The 16,716-nt window shown below is 66.0% G+C and carries 14 protein-coding genes, 1 tRNA gene and 1 pseudogene; 11 read left to right on the forward strand and 5 right to left on the reverse strand.

Annotation, left to right across the window (positions count from 1 at the left end):
* Nucleotides 1-48: 48 nt before the first annotated feature.
* A tRNA-Asn gene (locus V2B31_RS13595) sits at nt 49-123 on the forward strand.
* Between the two features lie 66 nt (nt 124-189).
* On the opposite strand, the gene V2B31_RS13600 is transcribed toward V2B31_RS13595, so the two are convergent.
* A complete protein-coding gene (locus tag V2B31_RS13600) occupies nt 190-1,116 on the reverse strand; it encodes a LysR family transcriptional regulator (RefSeq protein ID WP_328279432.1) in 927 nt (308 codons plus the stop codon).
* Nucleotides 1,117-1,237: 121 nt separating this feature from the next.
* Between V2B31_RS13600 and V2B31_RS13605 the strand changes: the two genes are divergently transcribed.
* The 7 genes and pseudogenes from V2B31_RS13605 (at nt 1,238) to pcaD (ending at nt 7,181) form a co-directional block, all read left to right on the forward strand.
* A complete protein-coding gene (locus V2B31_RS13605; protein WP_328279402.1) occupies nt 1,238-2,395 on the forward strand; it encodes a muconate/chloromuconate family cycloisomerase in 1,158 nt (385 codons plus the stop codon).
* A 5-nt stretch (nt 2,396-2,400) separates the two neighbouring features.
* Nucleotides 2,401-2,691, forward strand: a complete 291-nt coding sequence (catC, locus tag V2B31_RS13610) for a muconolactone Delta-isomerase (RefSeq protein WP_328279404.1) — start codon at nt 2,401-2,403, stop codon at nt 2,689-2,691.
* A gap of 41 nt (nt 2,692-2,732) precedes the next feature.
* Nucleotides 2,733-3,652, forward strand: a pseudogene (locus V2B31_RS13615) (dioxygenase family protein).
* 25 nt (nt 3,653-3,677) lie between these two features.
* Nucleotides 3,678-5,027: an SRPBCC family protein gene (locus V2B31_RS13620; protein ID WP_328279408.1), complete on the forward strand. Its 1,350-nt coding sequence runs from the start codon at nt 3,678-3,680 to the stop codon at nt 5,025-5,027.
* Nucleotides 5,024-5,536: a benzoate 1,2-dioxygenase small subunit gene (gene benB / locus V2B31_RS13625; RefSeq protein ID WP_328279410.1), complete on the forward strand. Its 513-nt coding sequence runs from the start codon at nt 5,024-5,026 to the stop codon at nt 5,534-5,536. The genes V2B31_RS13620 and benB overlap by 4 nt, the downstream gene beginning before the upstream one ends.
* A 10-nt stretch (nt 5,537-5,546) precedes the next feature.
* Nucleotides 5,547-6,332 carry a benzoate diol dehydrogenase BenD gene (benD, locus tag V2B31_RS13630; protein WP_328279412.1) on the forward strand — a complete coding sequence of 262 codons (786 nt, stop codon included), beginning with the start codon at nt 5,547-5,549 and terminating at the stop codon, nt 6,330-6,332.
* An 87-nt stretch (nt 6,333-6,419) separates the two neighbouring features.
* Entirely contained in the window at nt 6,420-7,181 is a 762-nt protein-coding gene (pcaD, locus tag V2B31_RS13635) for a 3-oxoadipate enol-lactonase (RefSeq protein WP_328279414.1), read from the forward strand.
* A gap of 40 nt (nt 7,182-7,221) precedes the next feature.
* On the opposite strand, the gene V2B31_RS13640 is transcribed toward pcaD, so the two are convergent.
* A complete protein-coding gene (locus V2B31_RS13640) occupies nt 7,222-8,469 on the reverse strand; it encodes a threonine ammonia-lyase (RefSeq protein WP_328279416.1) in 1,248 nt (415 codons plus the stop codon).
* Between the two features lie 97 nt (nt 8,470-8,566).
* Between V2B31_RS13640 and V2B31_RS13645 the strand changes: the two genes are divergently transcribed.
* The 3 genes from V2B31_RS13645 (at nt 8,567) to V2B31_RS13655 (ending at nt 12,506) form a co-directional block, all read left to right on the forward strand.
* Nucleotides 8,567-9,436 (forward strand): NAD(P)-dependent oxidoreductase, encoded by an 870-nt coding sequence (locus V2B31_RS13645; protein ID WP_328279434.1) that lies wholly within the window; start codon nt 8,567-8,569, stop codon nt 9,434-9,436.
* Nucleotides 9,433-11,133 (forward strand): amidohydrolase, encoded by a 1,701-nt coding sequence (locus V2B31_RS13650; protein WP_328279418.1) that lies wholly within the window; start codon nt 9,433-9,435, stop codon nt 11,131-11,133. The genes V2B31_RS13645 and V2B31_RS13650 overlap by 4 nt, the downstream gene beginning before the upstream one ends.
* Nucleotides 11,134-11,291: 158 nt before the next feature.
* Complete coding sequence (locus V2B31_RS13655; RefSeq protein WP_328279420.1) at nt 11,292-12,506, forward strand: calcium-binding protein; 1,215 nt, start codon at nt 11,292-11,294, stop codon at nt 12,504-12,506.
* A gap of 4 nt (nt 12,507-12,510) precedes the next feature.
* Here the strand turns inward: V2B31_RS13655 and V2B31_RS13660 are convergent, their stop codons facing one another.
* The 3 genes from V2B31_RS13660 to asnB form a co-directional block, all read right to left on the reverse strand.
* Nucleotides 12,511-13,641: a glycosyltransferase family 2 protein gene (locus tag V2B31_RS13660; protein ID WP_328279422.1), complete on the reverse strand. Its 1,131-nt coding sequence runs from the start codon at nt 13,639-13,641 to the stop codon at nt 12,511-12,513.
* A 3-nt stretch (nt 13,642-13,644) separates the two neighbouring features.
* Nucleotides 13,645-15,015, reverse strand: a complete 1,371-nt coding sequence (locus V2B31_RS13665) for a sugar transferase (RefSeq protein ID WP_328279424.1) — start codon at nt 15,013-15,015, stop codon at nt 13,645-13,647.
* Between the two features lie 162 nt (nt 15,016-15,177).
* Nucleotides 15,178-16,716 (reverse strand): asparagine synthase (glutamine-hydrolyzing) (gene asnB, locus V2B31_RS13670; RefSeq protein WP_328279427.1); only part of this gene is annotated, 1,539 nt, incomplete at its 5' end.

Raw genomic sequence — 16,716 nt, forward strand, 5'->3', positions numbered from 1 at the left:
CGGAAACCCGCTGCTATAGGCGCGGCCTGCCCAGCGACGCCGGGTCGCTCCCCGATAGCTCAGCGGTAGAGCATTCGACTGTTAATCGAATGGCCGTAGGTTCGAATCCTACTCGGGGAGCCACATAGCATTAGGCGGAAAGCGGCCTCGCCTTTTGTAGGCACCGCGCCGCCGGTCTTAAGCGCCGCCTCACCCCGTCCTGCGAGGAAGGGCTGAGGGTGGGGCATAGCCCCATTCCGCATATTTGCGGGCTATCACCTCGCTCATCAGGATCAGTTCAGGCGAGGTGTCCTGTTCGCGGTGGCTCATGATGATCGGAGAGGTGACCTTTTGTGCTATCTCACGGAAGATCAGGTCATGGCCTCGGGCGAAGCGGACCGATTCCGGAACGATCGCGATACCTTCCTCGGCCGCGACCAACCCGATGGCGATTTGCAGTTCGCGCGCCTCGTGCGCGATACGGGGTTCGATCGCATGATCGCGGAAGAGCGACAGAACCTGGTCGGCATAGCTTGGACGCGGCGAGCGCGGGTAGAGGATTTGCGGCTCATCGGCCAGGTCCTGCAGCGACACGGGGCCAGCATTCCCCGCGAGCCGGTGACCGACCGGCAACGCCACGATCAGCTTTTCCTCTCTCAATATGACGCGGCGAATGACAGGATCGTCGAACCGGATGCGGCCAAAGCCGACATCGATCTTTCCTTCCTTCAGCGCTGCGATCTGATCGAGCGTGGAATGTTCTACGAGGATGAGTTCGACATTTTCAGCCGCCTTCCGAAATTCCCGGATCAGTTCAGGCAATCTGGCATATATGGTCGACGCGACGAAACCGATCACGAACCGGCGCCGTTTGCTCGCCGCCGCGGCCGTCAGCATCGCTTCCATATCCTCCATGCGCGCCAATATCTGCCGCGCTTGCGTATAGAGCAGCTTGCCCACCGGGGTCAGTCGCAACGGTCGCGCCGATCGATCGAGCAGCCCGGCCCCGACGAGCCCTTCAAGCTGCTGGATCGCGCGCGACAGCGGCGGCTGAGCGATATTCAGACGCTCAGCCGCGCGGTTGAAGCTCGCTGCGTCCGCGACCGCCACAAAATAGCGCAAAAGGCGCAGATCCATCATGTCAGGTGAGCTTATCCATACCGACAGGGTATGAGATTATAACCGCATCGGTCTTTGATCAACCGGCCATGCGGCATTATCCTCGCCCGATAATCAAGCATTCGGGAGAGTCGCCGCAATGGCCCTACTGAGCCGCGCCGATACCTTCATCGTGGATATCCCGACAATCCGGCCTCATGTGCTGGCGATGGCCACGATGCATGCGCAGTCGATGGTGATCGTGCGACTGACCGACGCGGACGGTGTCGAGGGCGTTGGCGAAGGCACCACGATCGGCGGCCTCAGCTATGGCGAGGAAAGCCCGGAGAGCATCAAGTCCGCCATCGAGACCTACATCGTCCCGGTGCTGGAAAGCTGCGATCTCGCGCAGGTCGGCGCGACGATGGCAAAGGTCGCGACATATGTGCGCGGCAATCATTTCGCCAAATGCGCCGTCGAAACAGCATTGCTCGATCTGCAGGGCAAGCGGCTCGGCGTCCCTGTCAGCGAACTGATCGGCGGCGGACGGGTCTGCGACAGCCTTTCCGTCGCCTGGACGCTCGCCAGCGGCGACACCGCGCGCGACATAGCGGAGGGCGAGGAGATGCTGTCCCTGCGCCGCCACCGCATCTTCAAGCTGAAGATCGGGAAGCGCGGCGTGCGCGATGACGTCGCGCATGTCGGCGCGATCTGCAAGGCGCTGGGCGATCGCGCCAGCGTGCGGGTGGACGTCAACCAGAATTGGAGCGAAGCGCAGGCCAAAATCGGTATGGCGATGCTGGAGGACGTTGGGTGCGACCTGGTCGAACAGCCCATCGCCGGCGACGACGTGGCGGCGATGGCGCGCCTGTCGACGTCGCAGGCCGTGCCCTTGATGGCGGACGAAGCGCTTCGCGGCCCGCGTTCGGCGCTGCGCATCGCGGCGGCCGGCGCGGCAAGCGTGTTCGCGCTCAAGATCGCCCAGTCCGGCGGCCTCTTTGCGACGGCCGAAGTGGCGGCGATCGGCGCGGCCGCGGGCATTGGCCTCTACGGCGGCACGATGCTGGAGGGCGGCGTGGGCACGATCGCATCCGCCCATGTCTTCACCACCCTGCCCGACCTTGCCTGGGGCACCGAATTGTTCGGCCCGCTGCTCCAGACCGAGGACATCCTGCGCGAACCGCTCGCCTATGACGACTTTTCGCTGGCGATACCCACCGGCCCTGGCCTTGGCATCAGCCTCGACGAGGACAAGCTCGCCTTCTTCCGCCGCGACCGCACCGCGCCCCTCCTCCACGCCGTCAACGCAGGAGCATAAGACCCATGCTGTTCATGGTCGAAATGGACGTCGCCATTCCGCTGGACTTCGATGCGGAAGAGGCCGCCAGGATCAAGGCTGCCGAAAAAGCTTATGCCCAGAAGCTGCAACAGGCAGGCATATGGCGGCACATCTGGCGCAAGGTCGGCCTCTATTCCAACGTCTCGATCTTCGATGTCGAGAGCAATGCGGCGCTGCACGACGCGCTGATGGACCTGCCGCTTTTTCCCTTCATGACGATGAAGGTCACCCCCCTTTGCCGCCACCCATCCTCCATCCATCCGGACGATCGGTGATCGCGGCGGCGCAATAATCACATCTTCCGGGAGAGAATGACATGGACGTCAGCTTCGTAAAGACCCCCCAGATACAGGAACTGCTCGATCGCGCCGCCGGCCTCCATGAGCGCGGCGGCAACCGCGCCTGAAGGCGATCTTCCGCGACCTGAATGAAAGCGTGATGGAGCTGATCGTCAAGCATGACATTTCCGAGAGCGAATTCTGGCTGGCGGTGAAATATCTTGCCGACAGCGCCGGCGAACTGGGGCTCATCGTGCCGGGCACCGGGCTCGAACATTTCCTCGACCTCTATATGGACGCCAAGGATGCCGAAGCCGGGCTGACCGGCGGCACGCCGCGCACCATCGAAGGGCCGCTCTACGTCGCGGGCGCGCCGCTGGTCGAGGGCAATGTCAACCTCAGCACCGACCCGGACGAGGACAGCCAGGCGCTGCATATGGACGGCATCGTGACCGGTCCCGATGGCGAGCCGGTGCAGAACGCCATCATGCACGTCTGGCACGCCAATTCGAAGGGCTGGTACTCGCACTTCGATCCGACCGGCGAGCAGACGCCGTTCAACAACCGCCGCCGGATCAAGCTGGGGCCGGACGGGCGCTATGCCTTCCACTCGCGCCAGCCGAGCGGCTATTCGATCCCGCCGCAGGGCGCGACCGATACGCTGATGCAGGCGCTCGGCCGTCACGGCAATCGCCCGGCGCATGTCCACTTCTTCATCGAGGCGCCGGGCTATCGCACGCTGACGACGCAGATCAATTTCGGCGACGACCCCCTGGCTGCCGACGATTTCGCCTTCGGCACCCGCGAGGGCCTGCTGCCCGTCCCGGTCCGCCAGGGCGACACGACTCATATCCGGTTCGATTTCCAGTTGCAGCGTGCGCATGACGCCGGCGACGAGGGCTTTTCCGCCCGCCCTCGCGCCGAGGCGGCGCTGCCATCCGAAGCCGAAACGGTCTGACAACCACGCACCGGGAGACAGGATCATGCACGAACATCTGATGAACCGTGTCGCGACCGCTGTGGTCGACGACCCGGATACCGGGCTTTTCCGCTGCCGCCGCGACGTCTTCACCGATCCGGCGCTGTTCGAACTCGAGATGAAATATATTTTCGAGAGCAACTGGGTCTATGTCGCGCACGAAAGCCAGCTTGCGAGGGCGAACGACTATGTCACCACATGGATCGGGCGCACGCCGGTGATCCTGACGCGCGGCAAGGACGGGGGCGTCACCGGCCTGGTCAATGCCTGCGCGCATCGCGGCGCCAAGCTGTGCCGCCGCAAGCGCGGCAACCAGCCGCTGTTCGTATGCCCCTTCCATGGCTGGAGCTTCAAGACCGACGGCACGCTGATGCGCGCCAAGGATGCGAGCACGGGCGCTTACCCCGACAGCTTCGACCATGAAGGGTCGCACGACCTCACCCGCGCCCGCGTGGAAAGCTATCGCGGCTTCCTCTTCGCCTCGCTCAACCATGATGTGCTGCCGCTGGACCAGCATCTGGGCGAAACGAAAGTCATCATCGACCAGATGGTCGATCAGGCGCCCGAGGGTCTGGAGATACTGGCCGGCAATTCCACCTACACCTTCGACGGCAATTGGAAGATGCAGATGGAGAATGGCTGCGACGGCTATCACGTCAGTTCCGTCCACGAAAACTACCAGTCCACCATGGCCCGCCGCGCCGAGGGGGGAACCAAGGCGGTCGACGCGAACGGCTGGTCCAAGGCTCCGGCCAGCGGGGTATATGGGTTTGAGCATGGCCATATCCTGCTCTGGACGCAGGTGCTGAACCCCGAAGTCCGTCCGATCTGGAACCACAAGGCAGCGCTGGAAGAGCGGCTCGGCCCCGACAGAGCGAAGTTCATCCTCGAACAGACCCGCAATCTGGCGCTCTATCCCAATGTATTCCTGATGGACCAGTTCTCCACCCAGATTCGCGTCGTGCGCCCCATCGACTTGAACACCACCGAAGTCACGATCTACTGCTACGCGCCCAAGGGCGAAAGCGCGCAGGACCGTGCCCACCGCATCCGCCAATATGAGGATTTCTTCAACGTCACCGGCATGGGCACGCCCGACGATCTGGAGGAATTCCGCAGCTGCCAAAAGGCCTATGAAGGCGCGGGCGACCTCTGGAACGACCTTAGCCGCGGCGCCAAGCGCTGGATCGCCGGCCCGGACGCCAATGCCAGGGCGATGGGGATGAACCCGCTGCTGTCCAGCGAGCGCAGCGAGGATGAGGGCCTGCTCGTGCGCCAGCATGAATTTTGGGCGCAGATCATGCTCGACGGCATGGCGAAGGATGCCGCACCCATGCTGGAGGCCGCGCAATGAGCCCGGTTCTGGAAGACACCGCCACCGCCCTGTCCTATGCCGACATCTGCGCCTTTCTCTACCATGAGGCGCGCCTGCTCGACGATCGCGCGTTTGACGAATGGCTGGACTGCTATTCGGAAAACGCCGAATATTGGATGCCGTCCTGGACCGACGATGATGCGCTGACCACCGACCCGCAGACCGAGATTTCGCTGATCTATTATCCCAACCGCAGGGGCCTTGAAGACCGGGTCTATCGCCTCAAGACCGAGCGGTCGTCCGCCAGCACGCCCGAGCCGCGCACCGCCCACTTCATCGGCAATGTGGAAGTGCTGGAGCGGCGGGAAGGAGCGGTGGACCTGCGCTACAATTGGAACACGCTGGCCCACCGCTATCAGCAGACGCAGCAGTTCTTTGGAACCACTTTCCTGACGCTCGACACCTCCAGCGCAGTCAATATCCTGAAGAAGAAGATCGTGCTCAAGGACGACTATATTCACCAGGTCATCGATGTCTATCACGTCTGACGGAGCGGGCATGATCTTCGCCGGACGGTTCGCGGGCAAGGTCATGGTCGTGACCGGGGCGGCGCAGGGCATCGGGGCGGGCGTCGCCACCCGCGCCGCGCGGGAAGGCGCGCATGTCGTGCTTGCCGACCGCGCCGACTTCGTGACCGAGGTGGAGGAGGCTATTGTCGCGGCCGACGGCCGGGCCGTCTCGGTGCGGTGCGACCTGGAAACCTATGAGGGCGCGGCAGCGACGATGGCGGCGGCGATCGCGGCGTTCGGACGCATCGACATTCTGGTCAACAATGTGGGCGGCGCCATTCGTATGCGGCCCTACGCCGCATTCGAGCCGCAGCAGATCGACGCGGAAATCCGTCGGTCGCTGATGCCGACGCTCTATTGCTGCCATGCAGCGCTGCCGGCAATGCTGGAACAGGGCGCGGGCACCATCGTCAACGTCTCGTCCAATGGCACGCGCGGCATCCGCCGGGTGCCCTATTCCGCCGCGAAGGGCGGGATCAACGGCCTGACACAGGCGCTGGCGATGGAATATGGCGAAAGCGGCATCCGCGTCGTCGCCACAGCGCCCGGCGGCACCAGCGCGCCCCCGCGACGGGTCGCTCGCAACCCGCAGGGCGACAATGCCCAGGAGCAGGCATGGATGGCCGAAGCCGTCGCGCAAGTGACCTCCTCCACGTTCATGAAGCGCTATGGCACGCTCGAGGAGCAGATCGCTCCGATCCTGTTCCTCGCCTCGGACGAGGCCAGCTACATAACGGGAACAGTGCTGCCCGTCGCCGGCGGCGACAATGGGTGAAGGAGCCATGATGTCGAAGATTTGCAAAGGCCCGGCCGTGGCGATCGACGGCCTGCGCGTCACCATCGCGGCGCAGGACTGAAAATCATGCCCTTCACGCCCACTGGCATCTACTGGAAACGCGACGGTGTCGAGGATGCGCCAGCACTGATGCTGCTCAATTCGATCGGCACCGACATGGACCTGTGGACGCCGCTTCTCCCCCTGCTGCGCGAGCGGTTCGCGCTGCTGCGCATCGACACGCGCGGCCATGGCGCGTCGCCCACGCAGGGCGGGGATGTCTCGCTCCAAATGCTGGCCGATGACGCGCTCGCTGCTGCGGATGCCGCCGGGTTCGCTCGCTTCTCGATTGCGGGCGTGTCGCTCGGCGGCATGATCGCGATGGAACTGGCTCTGCGCGCGCCCGCCCGCGTCGAGAAGCTGATCCCCATCTGCACGTCGGCAACGATGGACAGCGCGGCGTGGGCCGATCGCGTCGCAAAGGTCCGCGCTGAGGGCATGGCCGCGATCGCAGACCTTGCCATGGGCCGCTTCCTGTCGGACGCCGCCAGCCCGACGACCTGTCAGACCGTGCGGCGTCAGCTTTTGTCGATGGATGCCGAGGGATATGCGGGATGCGCCGCCGCGATCCGGGACATGGACCTCGCCCCGCGCCTTGCCGCCATCGCCGCGCCCACGCTGGTGGTCACGGGCAGCCGGGACATCTCGACCCCGTTCGAGGGCCATGGCGAGCATCTCGTCTCGCACATCCCCGGCGCGGCGCACGCCTCGCTCGACGCTGCGCACCTCGCCCCGCTCGAAGCGCCCGAAGCGCTGGCGAGCGCCATCATCGCCTTCCTCGAACGCTGAGCCTGCGTCGGCTGGCGAATGTGATCGGCCGGTTCGGCCTTCACGCCACCTCGATCGGCGCGACTTCGTAGCCGGCCTCTCCCAGGGCGGTGATAAGCCGCTGGAGATGGGCGCGGTCGCGGGTCTCGCATTCGACGTCGAGGCTCAGACCCTTGGCCGGCAGGTTGGTGAAGATGCGCTGGTGCGCCAGTTCCAATATGTTGACCTTTTCCTGGTCGAAGATGCGCGCGACATGGAACAGCGCGCCCGGCCGGTCCTGAAGGATGATCCGCAGCCGCGCCAGCCGGCCCGAGCGGGCGAGATCGCGCAGCAGCACGTTGGCGAGCAGCCTAGTGTCGATATTGCCGCCGCACAGGATGAGGCCCACGGTGCGCCCGGCAAAGCGCTCGCGATGCGACAGCAAAGCAGCGAGGCCAGCGGCGCCGGCGCCTTCCACTACGGTCTTTTCGATCTGGAGCAACAGGCTGACCGCTTCCTCCAGCCGCCGTTCGCTGACGAGCAATATGTCGCTCACCAGCCGCTCCACGAAGCGGCGGGTCAGTTCGCCCGGCTGCTTGACCGCAATGCCTTCGGCGAGCGTATCGCCGTCGCAGGCAAGGTCCGCGCTCTTGATGAAATCATACATGGACGGATAGAGTTCGGCCTGAACGCCCATCAGTTCGATGTCGGGCTTCATCGCCCGCGCCGCCGTGCCCATGCCGGAGAACAGCCCGCCACCGCCGATCGGGATGACCAGCGTGTCGATGTCCGGCGCATCCTCCAGCATTTCGAGCGCGATCGTGCCCTGGCCGGCGATGATATCGGGCTCGTCGAAGGGATGGACGAAGGTCAGGCCCTGCTCCACCTCCAGCAGGCGGGCATGGGCGTAGGCGTCGTCGAACTTTTCGCCATGCAGCACGACGGTCGCGCCATGGCCCTGCGTCTGCGTGACCTTCACCGTGGGCGTCGTTTGCGGCATGACGATAGTGACGGGCACGCCGAGCCGCTTGCCATGATAGGCGAGCCCCTGCGCATGATTGCCGGCCGATGCGGCGATGACTCCGGTTTCCTTGGCCTTGTCGCCGAGGAGCAGGAGGCGGTTGAGCGCGCCGCGCTCCTTATAGGCAGCGGTGAACTGGAGATTTTCGAACTTCAGATAGATTTTGCAGCCGAGCATGTCGGACAGGGTCTGGCTGACCAGGGTCGGCGTCTTGACGACCGCGCCGGCGATGCGCGTGCGCGCGGCGAGAATATCGTCCACGGTGACGGGGAGCGGGAGCGCGGTGTCGATCCTGGCGAGCGTGTTCATGGCAAAGCCGCCTAGACGAAAATTACCGGCGAAGGAACTGGCACTGTCCGAAAACTCGCCCTATGGCGGCATGAAACGCAGCAATCCTATGGGGCATATGGCAAATATCGCGTTTATCGGCCTGGGCGTAATGGGTGGTCCGATCGCCGGGCATCTGGCGAAGGCGGGCCATCGCCTGACCGTCTATAACCGCTCCATCGGCAAGGCGAAGCTGTGGTCCGACGCCTATGGCGGGACGGTGGCGATCAGTCCGGCCAAGGCAGCGGAGGACGCGGATATCGTCATCAGTTGCGTCGGCAATGACGATGATCTGTCGCAGATCGCGCTGGGCCGCGAAGGCGCCTTCCGCACGATGAAGCCGGGCAGCCTGTTCATCGACCATACGACCGTGTCGGCGCGGATCGCGCGGCAATTGTTCGTGGAGGGCGAGGCGCTGGGCATCCACAGCATCGATGCGCCGGTGTCGGGCGGGCAGGCCGGGGCGGAAAATGGCCGGCTGTCGATCATGTGCGGCGGCACCGAACCGGCGTTCGCCGCCGCGAAGATCGTGATGCAGGCCTATGCCGCGCGGATCATCCATGTCGGCGGCGCGGGCGCGGGGCAGACCACCAAGATGGTGAACCAGATCTGCATCGCCGGCGTATTGCAGGGGGTATCCGAGGCGCTGCGCTTCGCCCAGGCGGCGGAACTGGACCTCGACAAGGTGTTCGAGGCGATTTCGGGCGGGGCGGCGCAAAGCTGGCAGATGGAAAATCGCTGGAAGACGATGGCGCAGGATGAGTTCGACTTCGGCTTTGCGGTCGATTGGATGCGCAAGGATCTGGGGCTGGCGCTGGAGGAGGCGCGCGCCAATGGCGCGACGCTGCCAATGACGGCGATGGTGGATCAATTCTACGCCGATGTGCAGGCGATGGGCGGCCACCGGCAGGATACGAGCGCGCTCGTGCGGCGGATCACCCGCGCATGAGGGGCGCGCTGCTGGCGGCGATCGCCGCAATCGCCCTGCCCTTTCCCGCTCTGGCTTCGGGCGTCATCGACAATGTGAACGGCATCGCGATCGACGCCGATGGGCGGATCGTGCGGTTCGGCGCGCTGCTGATCGATGATGACGGCAAGGTCGAGAAGCTGATCCAGGGCCGCTATCAGGAGCCCGAGTATAAGCCCAAGAAGCCCAAGCGCGGCCAGCCCTGGCCCGAACGGCCCAAGGGACCGGACTTCAAGCTGGACGCGGGCGGCAAGACGCTGATCCCCGGCCTGATCGACGCGCATGCGCATGTGATGGGCTATGGCCTCAGCCTGGTGACGCTGGACCTGTCCGACACGCGGTCGCTGGCCGAGGCGCAGGCGAAGATCCGGGCCTATGTGCAGGCCAATCCGGGGCTGAAATGGATCATCGGGACAGGCTGGAATCAGGAGCAATGGGGCCTCGGCCGCTTCCCGACCGCCGCCGACCTCGACGCGGCCGAAGCGACGGTGCCGGTGTGGCTGGAGCGGGTGGACGGCCATGCCGGCTGGGCCAACAGCGCCGCGATTCGCGCCGCCGGGGTGAGCGCCGCGAGCAAGGCGCCGGCCGGCGGGCGCATCGAGATGGCGGGCGGGAAGCCCGCGGGCGTGTTCGTGGACAAGGCGATGGACCTCATCCAGAAGGTCGTGCCGCCGCCCGCGCCCAAGGACCGCGACATCGCGCTCGAAAAGGCGCAGCGCGCGCTGCTGGCGCAGGGTATCACTGGCATCGCCGACATGGGCACCAGCATCGAGGATTGGCAGGCGTTCCGCCGCGCGGGCGACCGGGGCGCTTTGCGCGTGCGGATCATGTCCTACGCCTATGGCCTCGACAATATGGTGATGATCGCGGGACCGGAGCCAACGCCCTGGCTCTATGATGACCGTCTGCGGATGGGCGGCGTGAAGCTGCTGCTCGACGGCGCGCTGGGATCGCGCGGGGCGTGGCTGCGCGCCGATTATGCCGACGCGCCGGGCCAGCGCGGGCTGCCGATGATTTCCGACACGCAGCTTCGCAACTATATGAGCCGGGCGGCGATGGACAATTTCCAGGTCGCGGTCCACGCGATCGGCGACGCGGCGAACCATGAGCTGCTGAACGCGATCGAGGAACTCAGCGACACCTACAAGGGCGACCGGCGCTGGCGGATCGAACATGCGCAGATCGTCGATCCGGCCGATCTGCCGCGTTTCGGATCGCTGGGCGTGATCGCGTCGATGCAGCCCGTGCACGAAGCGTCCGACTGGCGCATGGCGACCGCGCGGATGGGTGAGGCGCGGCTGAAGGGCGCCTATGCGTGGAAGGCGATGCTGGACAATCGCGTGCCCCTGGCGCTCGGATCGGACGTGCCGGTCGAAAGCCCCAATCCCTTCGCCGGGATCGCCGTCGCGATGAGCCGCGAGGATGCGAAGGGCGAGCCGATCGGCGGGTGGATGCCCGAGCAGCGCATCGGCTTCGAGGCGGCGCTGGACGGCTTCACGCGGCGGGCGGCCTATGCCGGCTTTGCCGAGAAGAAATTCGGCAGCCTGGCGCCGGGTCAGCGCGCCGACTTCCTGCTGATCGACCGCGACATATCCGCCGCCCGCCCCGCCGACATCCGCCGGACGCAGGTGCTGGAGACATGGGTCGGCGGCAAGCGGGTCTATGTGAAGGGCGAGTGAGGCAGGCGAATTGGCCGCCATCGACATTCCCGATGCCGACTGATAGCCTTTGCAAGGGCCGTATTGTGCGCCGTTCGTCGCGGCGGAACGCAGGATCGATGATGTAACAGAGGTCGCAACCGGCCCGGGCATTGACGATCGCATCGAGAGGAATCGTAATGGCTCGCATCGTCGGCAACAAGTTTCGCAATTCGCTTTATGGATCGGAGGCGGATGACCGCATCATCGCTAAGGCGGGCAACGACTATATCTACGGCCGGGGCGGCGCGGATGTGATTTTTGCTGGCGACGGCAACGACTGGATCACGGTGGGCGATTCGACCTGGCAGGACTTTGGCAGCCATGTCTTCGGTGGCGCAGGCAATGATTGGCTGACCCTGAACCTGCACGCCTTCACCACGTCGATCATCAAGGCGGCGGGCAGCGACCATATCGTCGCGGTGTCGGAGGATGGCGCGACCCGCCGGACGACCGCGACGTGGGATGGGGTCGAAAATCTCCGGGGCAATTTTGGCAGCGGCGACGATTATTTTCATGCCGGGGCGCTGACCACCGCGATCATCTATGCCGGCGCTGGCGCGGACCGGCTGGTGGCGGGCAGCGGGCAGGCGCTTTTCTATGGCGAGGATGGAGCCGACGTCCTCCTCGGCGGCGCGCTTAAGGATGTGCTGGACGGCGATGCGGGCCACGATGTGCTGAAAGGCGGCGACGGCGACGATGTGATCTTCGGAGACGCGGGCGAGGATCATATCGAGGGCAGCGCGGGAGACGACTATGTCGTCGGCGGCAGCGAGGCCGACCGGATTGAAGGCGGCGAGGGTCATGACATCATCTGGGCCGATGATGGTGACGATATCGTCCTTGGCGGCGCGGGGTGGGACGATATCATCGGCGGCTGGGGCGACGACCGGCTGATGGGCGATGAGGGCAACGACCATATCTACGGCGATGGGGGTGCCGACCTTATCTATGGCGGTGACGGTGCGGATTTGCTGGAGGGCGGTGGAGGGATCGACCGCATCTATGGAGGGCTGGGGTCCGACCGGCTGTCCGGCGGCCCTGGTCATGATCGCTTCGTCTGGAAATTGCTAGAGGAGGGCGGCGACCGCATCCTCGACTTCGCTCAGGGCAGCGACAGACTGGTGATCGCATCGGACATCGTGGGCGGACTGACAGGGGTGGACGGGTCCAACTTCGCCAGCAACCTGCATGGCATAGCGCAGGATGCCGACGATCATTTCCTCTACTCGCAAGCGACGCGCGGCTTCTTCTTCGACCCGGACGGCAATGGCGCGGCGGCGAAGATATTGATCGCGCATATCGATTTCGCGAAGGGGACGGAATTGCTGCCCAGCGACATCGCCATCGTCTGACGCGCTATCGCGACTGGGCGGGGTTCCAGATGGTGACGGTGCGGCCGGTCATCGCCTTTGCCACGCCCTGGAGCGTCGCGGCATAGGCGATGAGGATATCGACCAGCGTCGCGAGCGGGCCGCTTTTGCTGCGGAGGCCGATCCATAGGGCAAAGACCAGCGCAAGCCCGCCGGCCATGTAGAGCGTCGGCGAGAGGCGCAGCGCGAGCGCGCCGGCGGCGATGGCGCCAGCCAGGATGAAGAGGCCGCCGAACCAGCGGACGATCTTGCGCGAGGCATATTTGAAACGGTCGATGGCGGCCATGCGGCGTAACTGCGGGCGCAGGTAGCTGTGGGTATGCCAGGCACGGGCAGCGATGCGGACCTTGCGCCGATATTCGTCCTTCCGTGCGGTGACCAGCCGTTCGCTGGCGATGACGTCCTTCGCCTTGATGAGGCGCTTGCCGGCGAAGACAACCGCCATGGAGACCGTAAGGTCGTCCAGCACGCTGTCGGGGAAATCGGGATAGAGGCTGCGGCGGATGGAGAAGATCGAGCCGTCGGCGCCGAGGACGTTGCCGGTGCGGGATTCCTCGTCCTTCAGCCGTTCCTCGATGCGCCAGTAGAGCGAGCCCACCGCCGCCGTGGCGCTCCCTTCCGCGCCGAGATAGTGGAGCGAGCCGAGGACGCCGCCGATATGCGGGTCGGCGTAGCGGGCGAGGAGACGGTCCACAGCCTCCTCGTCCAGCAGGACATTGGCGTCGGTGAAGATCAGGACGTCGCCGCGCGCGCGGGCGGCGAGCTGCTTCATGCCGTGCGCCTTGCCGCTGCGGCCGGGGCCACGGACGAGGGTGACGAGGTCGCCCTGCCCCGCGATCAGATCGCCGGTGCCGTCGGACGATCCATCGTCGAAAGCGAGGATTTCGAGGTCGGGGTGGCGGCGCTTGAGCAGCGCGAGGTTGGCGAGCTTCTCGGGCATCGCGGCGGCTTCGTTATAGGCGCAGAAGAGCAGCGATGCGCTGGGTGGCGGGCCTTGGACCGGATGCTCAGGCAGCGTGGGCAGCCGGCGCAGGATCAGCGGGTAGAAGAGGAAGGGCCAGGCCACGGCGACGAGGCACAGGAGCAGGATCGCGGCGAGGATCAGGTTCGTCGCCATCGCTCAGTACGCCTTGTGGTGGACCAGCACGCCCAAGGTCGCGACGATGATCCGCAGGTCGCGCCAGATCGACCAGTCGCTGACATATTCGAGGTCCGACTGGAGCCGGTCGATCAGATCCTGATGATGGTCGGTCGATCCCCGATGGCCGCGCACCTGGGCGAGGCCGGTCATGCCGGGCTTGATGCAATGGCGCTCCCAATAGCGGGCATCGACCTCCCAGTAGAGGCTGTCCCCGGCCTTGGCGGCGGCGGCGTGCGGGCGCGGGCCGACGATGCTCATGTCGCCGCGCAGCACGTTGAAGAGCTGGGGCAGTTCGTCGATGCTGGTCTTGCGGAGGAAAGCCCCGACCGGGGTGACGCGATCATCGTCGCGGCGGGTGAGGGTCGCTGCCCTGTGGTCGCTGGCATCGGTGCGCATCGAGCGGAATTTGTAGATGGAGAAGGGGCGCGCATCCTTGCCGATGCGGGGCTGGCGGAAGAGGATGGGGCCGGCGCTGGTCAGCTTCACGGCGAGCGCGGCCGCGATCAGGACGGGCGAGAGGAGGATGGTGGCGAGCCCGGCTACGGCCAGGTCGAACAGGCGCTTGATGAGGCGGTCGCGAAACTGGAGCGGGCCGCCGGCGACGATGATCGTGGGCTGGCCGTCGAACTCGTCCACGCGCGCGGGCGCGAAGCGCAGCAGTTCGGGCACGACGATCTCGCCGCGCGCCGAGAGCGACTTGAGCGCGGCCGACCAGTCGTTCATCCGTTCGAGCGGGCAGGCGACGATCACCCGCTCCGCCATGCCGACCGCGCCGGCGAGCCGGGCAGCCATGTCGGCGTCGTGGCGTTCGGGATGGAGGTTGGCGGCGTCGGCGTGGATCACCTCGACATGGCGGCCGGCGTCGATCGCGACGCCGTCGAGGATGACGGCGGTCAGGTGCGGCACGTCGCCCAGCAGGCTGACCGCGAGCCGCGCGACGGCGAGGCGCACCAGCGCTAGCGCGACCGCGCCGAGCGCGAGGCCGGTGACGAAGGTGAGACGCGATAATTGCTCGGCGATCTTGCCGAGATAGACGATCAGTAGCATCAGCAACGCCGCCTGCGCCAGCGCCCAGAGCGCGCGGGAGATGCCGCGCCGCACCCGATCGAGCGTGTTGATGCCATAGGCCCCGCCCTTGACCGCGAGCAGAGCGTAGAGCGGGGCGATCATGGCGAACATGACGAGGCCGTGCGGTTTGCCCGGTTCCCCCCAGAGCGCGCCAAGGACGAAGGCGTTGGCGGCGAGGAAGGCGCAGAACAGGCCCGCCATGTCGCCGGCCAGGCACAGGGCGTAGAGCCGCAGCCGCACCATTTCCTTGGAGACCGTGACTCTGGCGCCCTGCATCATCATAAGGGGATGCGTTGGCATTGTGCGGGGGCGGTGGCAAGGGGGGCTGAGATTTCAAACACCGTTCGGGCTGAGCGAAGTCGAAGCCCTGCACTGAGCGCAGCGAAGTGACCTCCCTTCGGTCGGTCTGGCCCTTCGACTTCGCTCAGGGCGAACGGAGGATGATTACACCCCGAACAGGCGTGTTAGAGACTTGTCGAGCATCAGCAGTTGCCAGAGGAGGCGGCCGTGGTCGGCGAGGCCGGCTTTGTGGTCGGCGGCGACTTTTGCCAATATCTTCGCGTCGAACCAGCCGGTCTTGGCGAGCGCCGAGCCGCCGGCGATCGCGGTCGCTTCGCCGGCCAGAGCGCCCCGGAACCAGGCGCTGATCGGGGTGACGAAGCCCATTTTCTGGCGGTAGAGAATGTCCTGCGGCAGGAAGGGCTCCATCGCCTTCTTCATGAGATATTTGCCGCTGTTGCCCCGGATGCGCTGGGCGACGGGGAGGCGGGCGGCGAATTCGACCAGGCGATAGTCGAGCAGAGGCTCGCGCGCTTCCAGGCTGACGGCCATGCTCATCCGGTCGGTCTTGGTCAGGATGTCACCGGGGAGCCAGATGCGGATATCGGCATATTGGGCGCGGTCGAGCGGATCGCGGGCGGGCGCGGTCGCCATCGCCTCGATGTAGCGATCCTCGGCGCGGTAGCCGGCGATGCGGCTTTTGAGGTCGGCGCCGTAGAGGCGCTGGCGCAAGGCCGATGGGGTCACGCCGACGGAGGCGGCATAGGCTTCGCCCCCCTCCCCCGCCAGTTCAAGGAAGGTCGATTTGGCGCGGAGCGCGCGGGGCGCCCAGTCGGCTTTGGGATAATAGCGGCCGAGCGTCCCGAACAGGGGCTGGCGGACCGAGGCGGGGATCAGGCTGCGGAACCGCTCGCCCTGCATCTGGAAGCGGTGGCGGCGATAGCCGGCGAAGGCTTCGTCCGCGCCGTCGCCAGAGAGCGCCACCGTCACCTGCTCGCGGGCGAGTTCGCAGACGCGATAGGTGGGGAGCGCGGAGGCGTCGGCAAAGGGTTCGTCGAAATGGAAGGCGAGCGTGTCGATCAGGCCGAAATCGTCGGGCGAGACGATGCGGATGCGGTGGTCGGTGGCGAAGCGGCGGGCGACGCGATCGGCATAGGCTGTCTCGTCCAGGCTGGCGACATCGAAGCCGATGGTGCAGGTCTTGACCGCCTGGCGCGAGGCTTCGGCCATCAGCGCGACGACGCTGCTGCTGTCGACGCCGCCCGAGAGGAACGCGCCCAGGGGCACGTCGGCGACCATGCGCGAGCGCACCGCCTGGCGCATCAGCGCGACCAGTTCCTCCTCCAGCGCTTCGGGTTTCGCCTTGCTGCGGTCGGCGAAGCTGACGTCCCAATAGCGGTGCGGCGGGGGCAGCGGGCGGCCGCGGACGAGGCGGAGCGTCTCCCCTGCCCCCAGTTTGCGCACCCCGGCGACCAGGCAGGCATCGTCGGGGACGTAGCCATAGGCCATATAATCCTCGACCGCCGACAGGTCGGGCGCGCGGCGGAGCAGCGGGTGGGCGAGCAGGCTCTTCAATTCCGAGCCGAAGATCAGGCTGCCGTCCGACAGCAGGGCATAATGGAGCGGCTTCACGCCGAGCCGGTCGCGCGCCAGCCAGAGCGACTGGGCGCGCGCGTCGAACAGGGCGAAGGCGAACATGCCGTT

The organism is Sphingobium sp., from assembly GCF_036170395.1.
GTDB lineage: Bacteria > Pseudomonadota > Alphaproteobacteria > Sphingomonadales > Sphingomonadaceae > Sphingobium.

What these genes read in the sequence shown, in the direction of transcription:
- V2B31_RS13650 (WP_328279418.1), top strand. Translation starts at nt 9,433, where the DNA reads ATGAGGGGCGCGCTGCTGGCGGCGATCGCCGCAATCGCCCTGCCCTTT.
- V2B31_RS13655 (WP_328279420.1), top strand. Translation starts at nt 11,292, where the DNA reads ATGGCTCGCATCGTCGGCAACAAGTTTCGCAATTCGCTTTATGGATCG.
- V2B31_RS13665 (WP_328279424.1), bottom strand. Translation starts at nt 15,015, where the DNA reads ATGATGATGCAGGGCGCCAGAGTCACGGTCTCCAAGGAAATGGTGCGG.
- V2B31_RS13640 (WP_328279416.1), bottom strand. Translation starts at nt 8,469, where the DNA reads ATGAACACGCTCGCCAGGATCGACACCGCGCTCCCGCTCCCCGTCACC.
- benD (WP_328279412.1), top strand. Translation starts at nt 5,547, where the DNA reads ATGATCTTCGCCGGACGGTTCGCGGGCAAGGTCATGGTCGTGACCGGG.
- pcaD (WP_328279414.1), top strand. Translation starts at nt 6,420, where the DNA reads ATGCCCTTCACGCCCACTGGCATCTACTGGAAACGCGACGGTGTCGAG.
- benB (WP_328279410.1), top strand. Translation starts at nt 5,024, where the DNA reads ATGAGCCCGGTTCTGGAAGACACCGCCACCGCCCTGTCCTATGCCGAC.
- V2B31_RS13620 (WP_328279408.1), top strand. Translation starts at nt 3,678, where the DNA reads ATGCACGAACATCTGATGAACCGTGTCGCGACCGCTGTGGTCGACGAC.
- catC (WP_328279404.1), top strand. Translation starts at nt 2,401, where the DNA reads ATGCTGTTCATGGTCGAAATGGACGTCGCCATTCCGCTGGACTTCGAT.
- V2B31_RS13605 (WP_328279402.1), top strand. Translation starts at nt 1,238, where the DNA reads ATGGCCCTACTGAGCCGCGCCGATACCTTCATCGTGGATATCCCGACA.
- V2B31_RS13645 (WP_328279434.1), top strand. Translation starts at nt 8,567, where the DNA reads ATGGCAAATATCGCGTTTATCGGCCTGGGCGTAATGGGTGGTCCGATC.
- V2B31_RS13600 (WP_328279432.1), bottom strand. Translation starts at nt 1,116, where the DNA reads ATGGATCTGCGCCTTTTGCGCTATTTTGTGGCGGTCGCGGACGCAGCG.
- V2B31_RS13660 (WP_328279422.1), bottom strand. Translation starts at nt 13,641, where the DNA reads ATGGCGACGAACCTGATCCTCGCCGCGATCCTGCTCCTGTGCCTCGTC.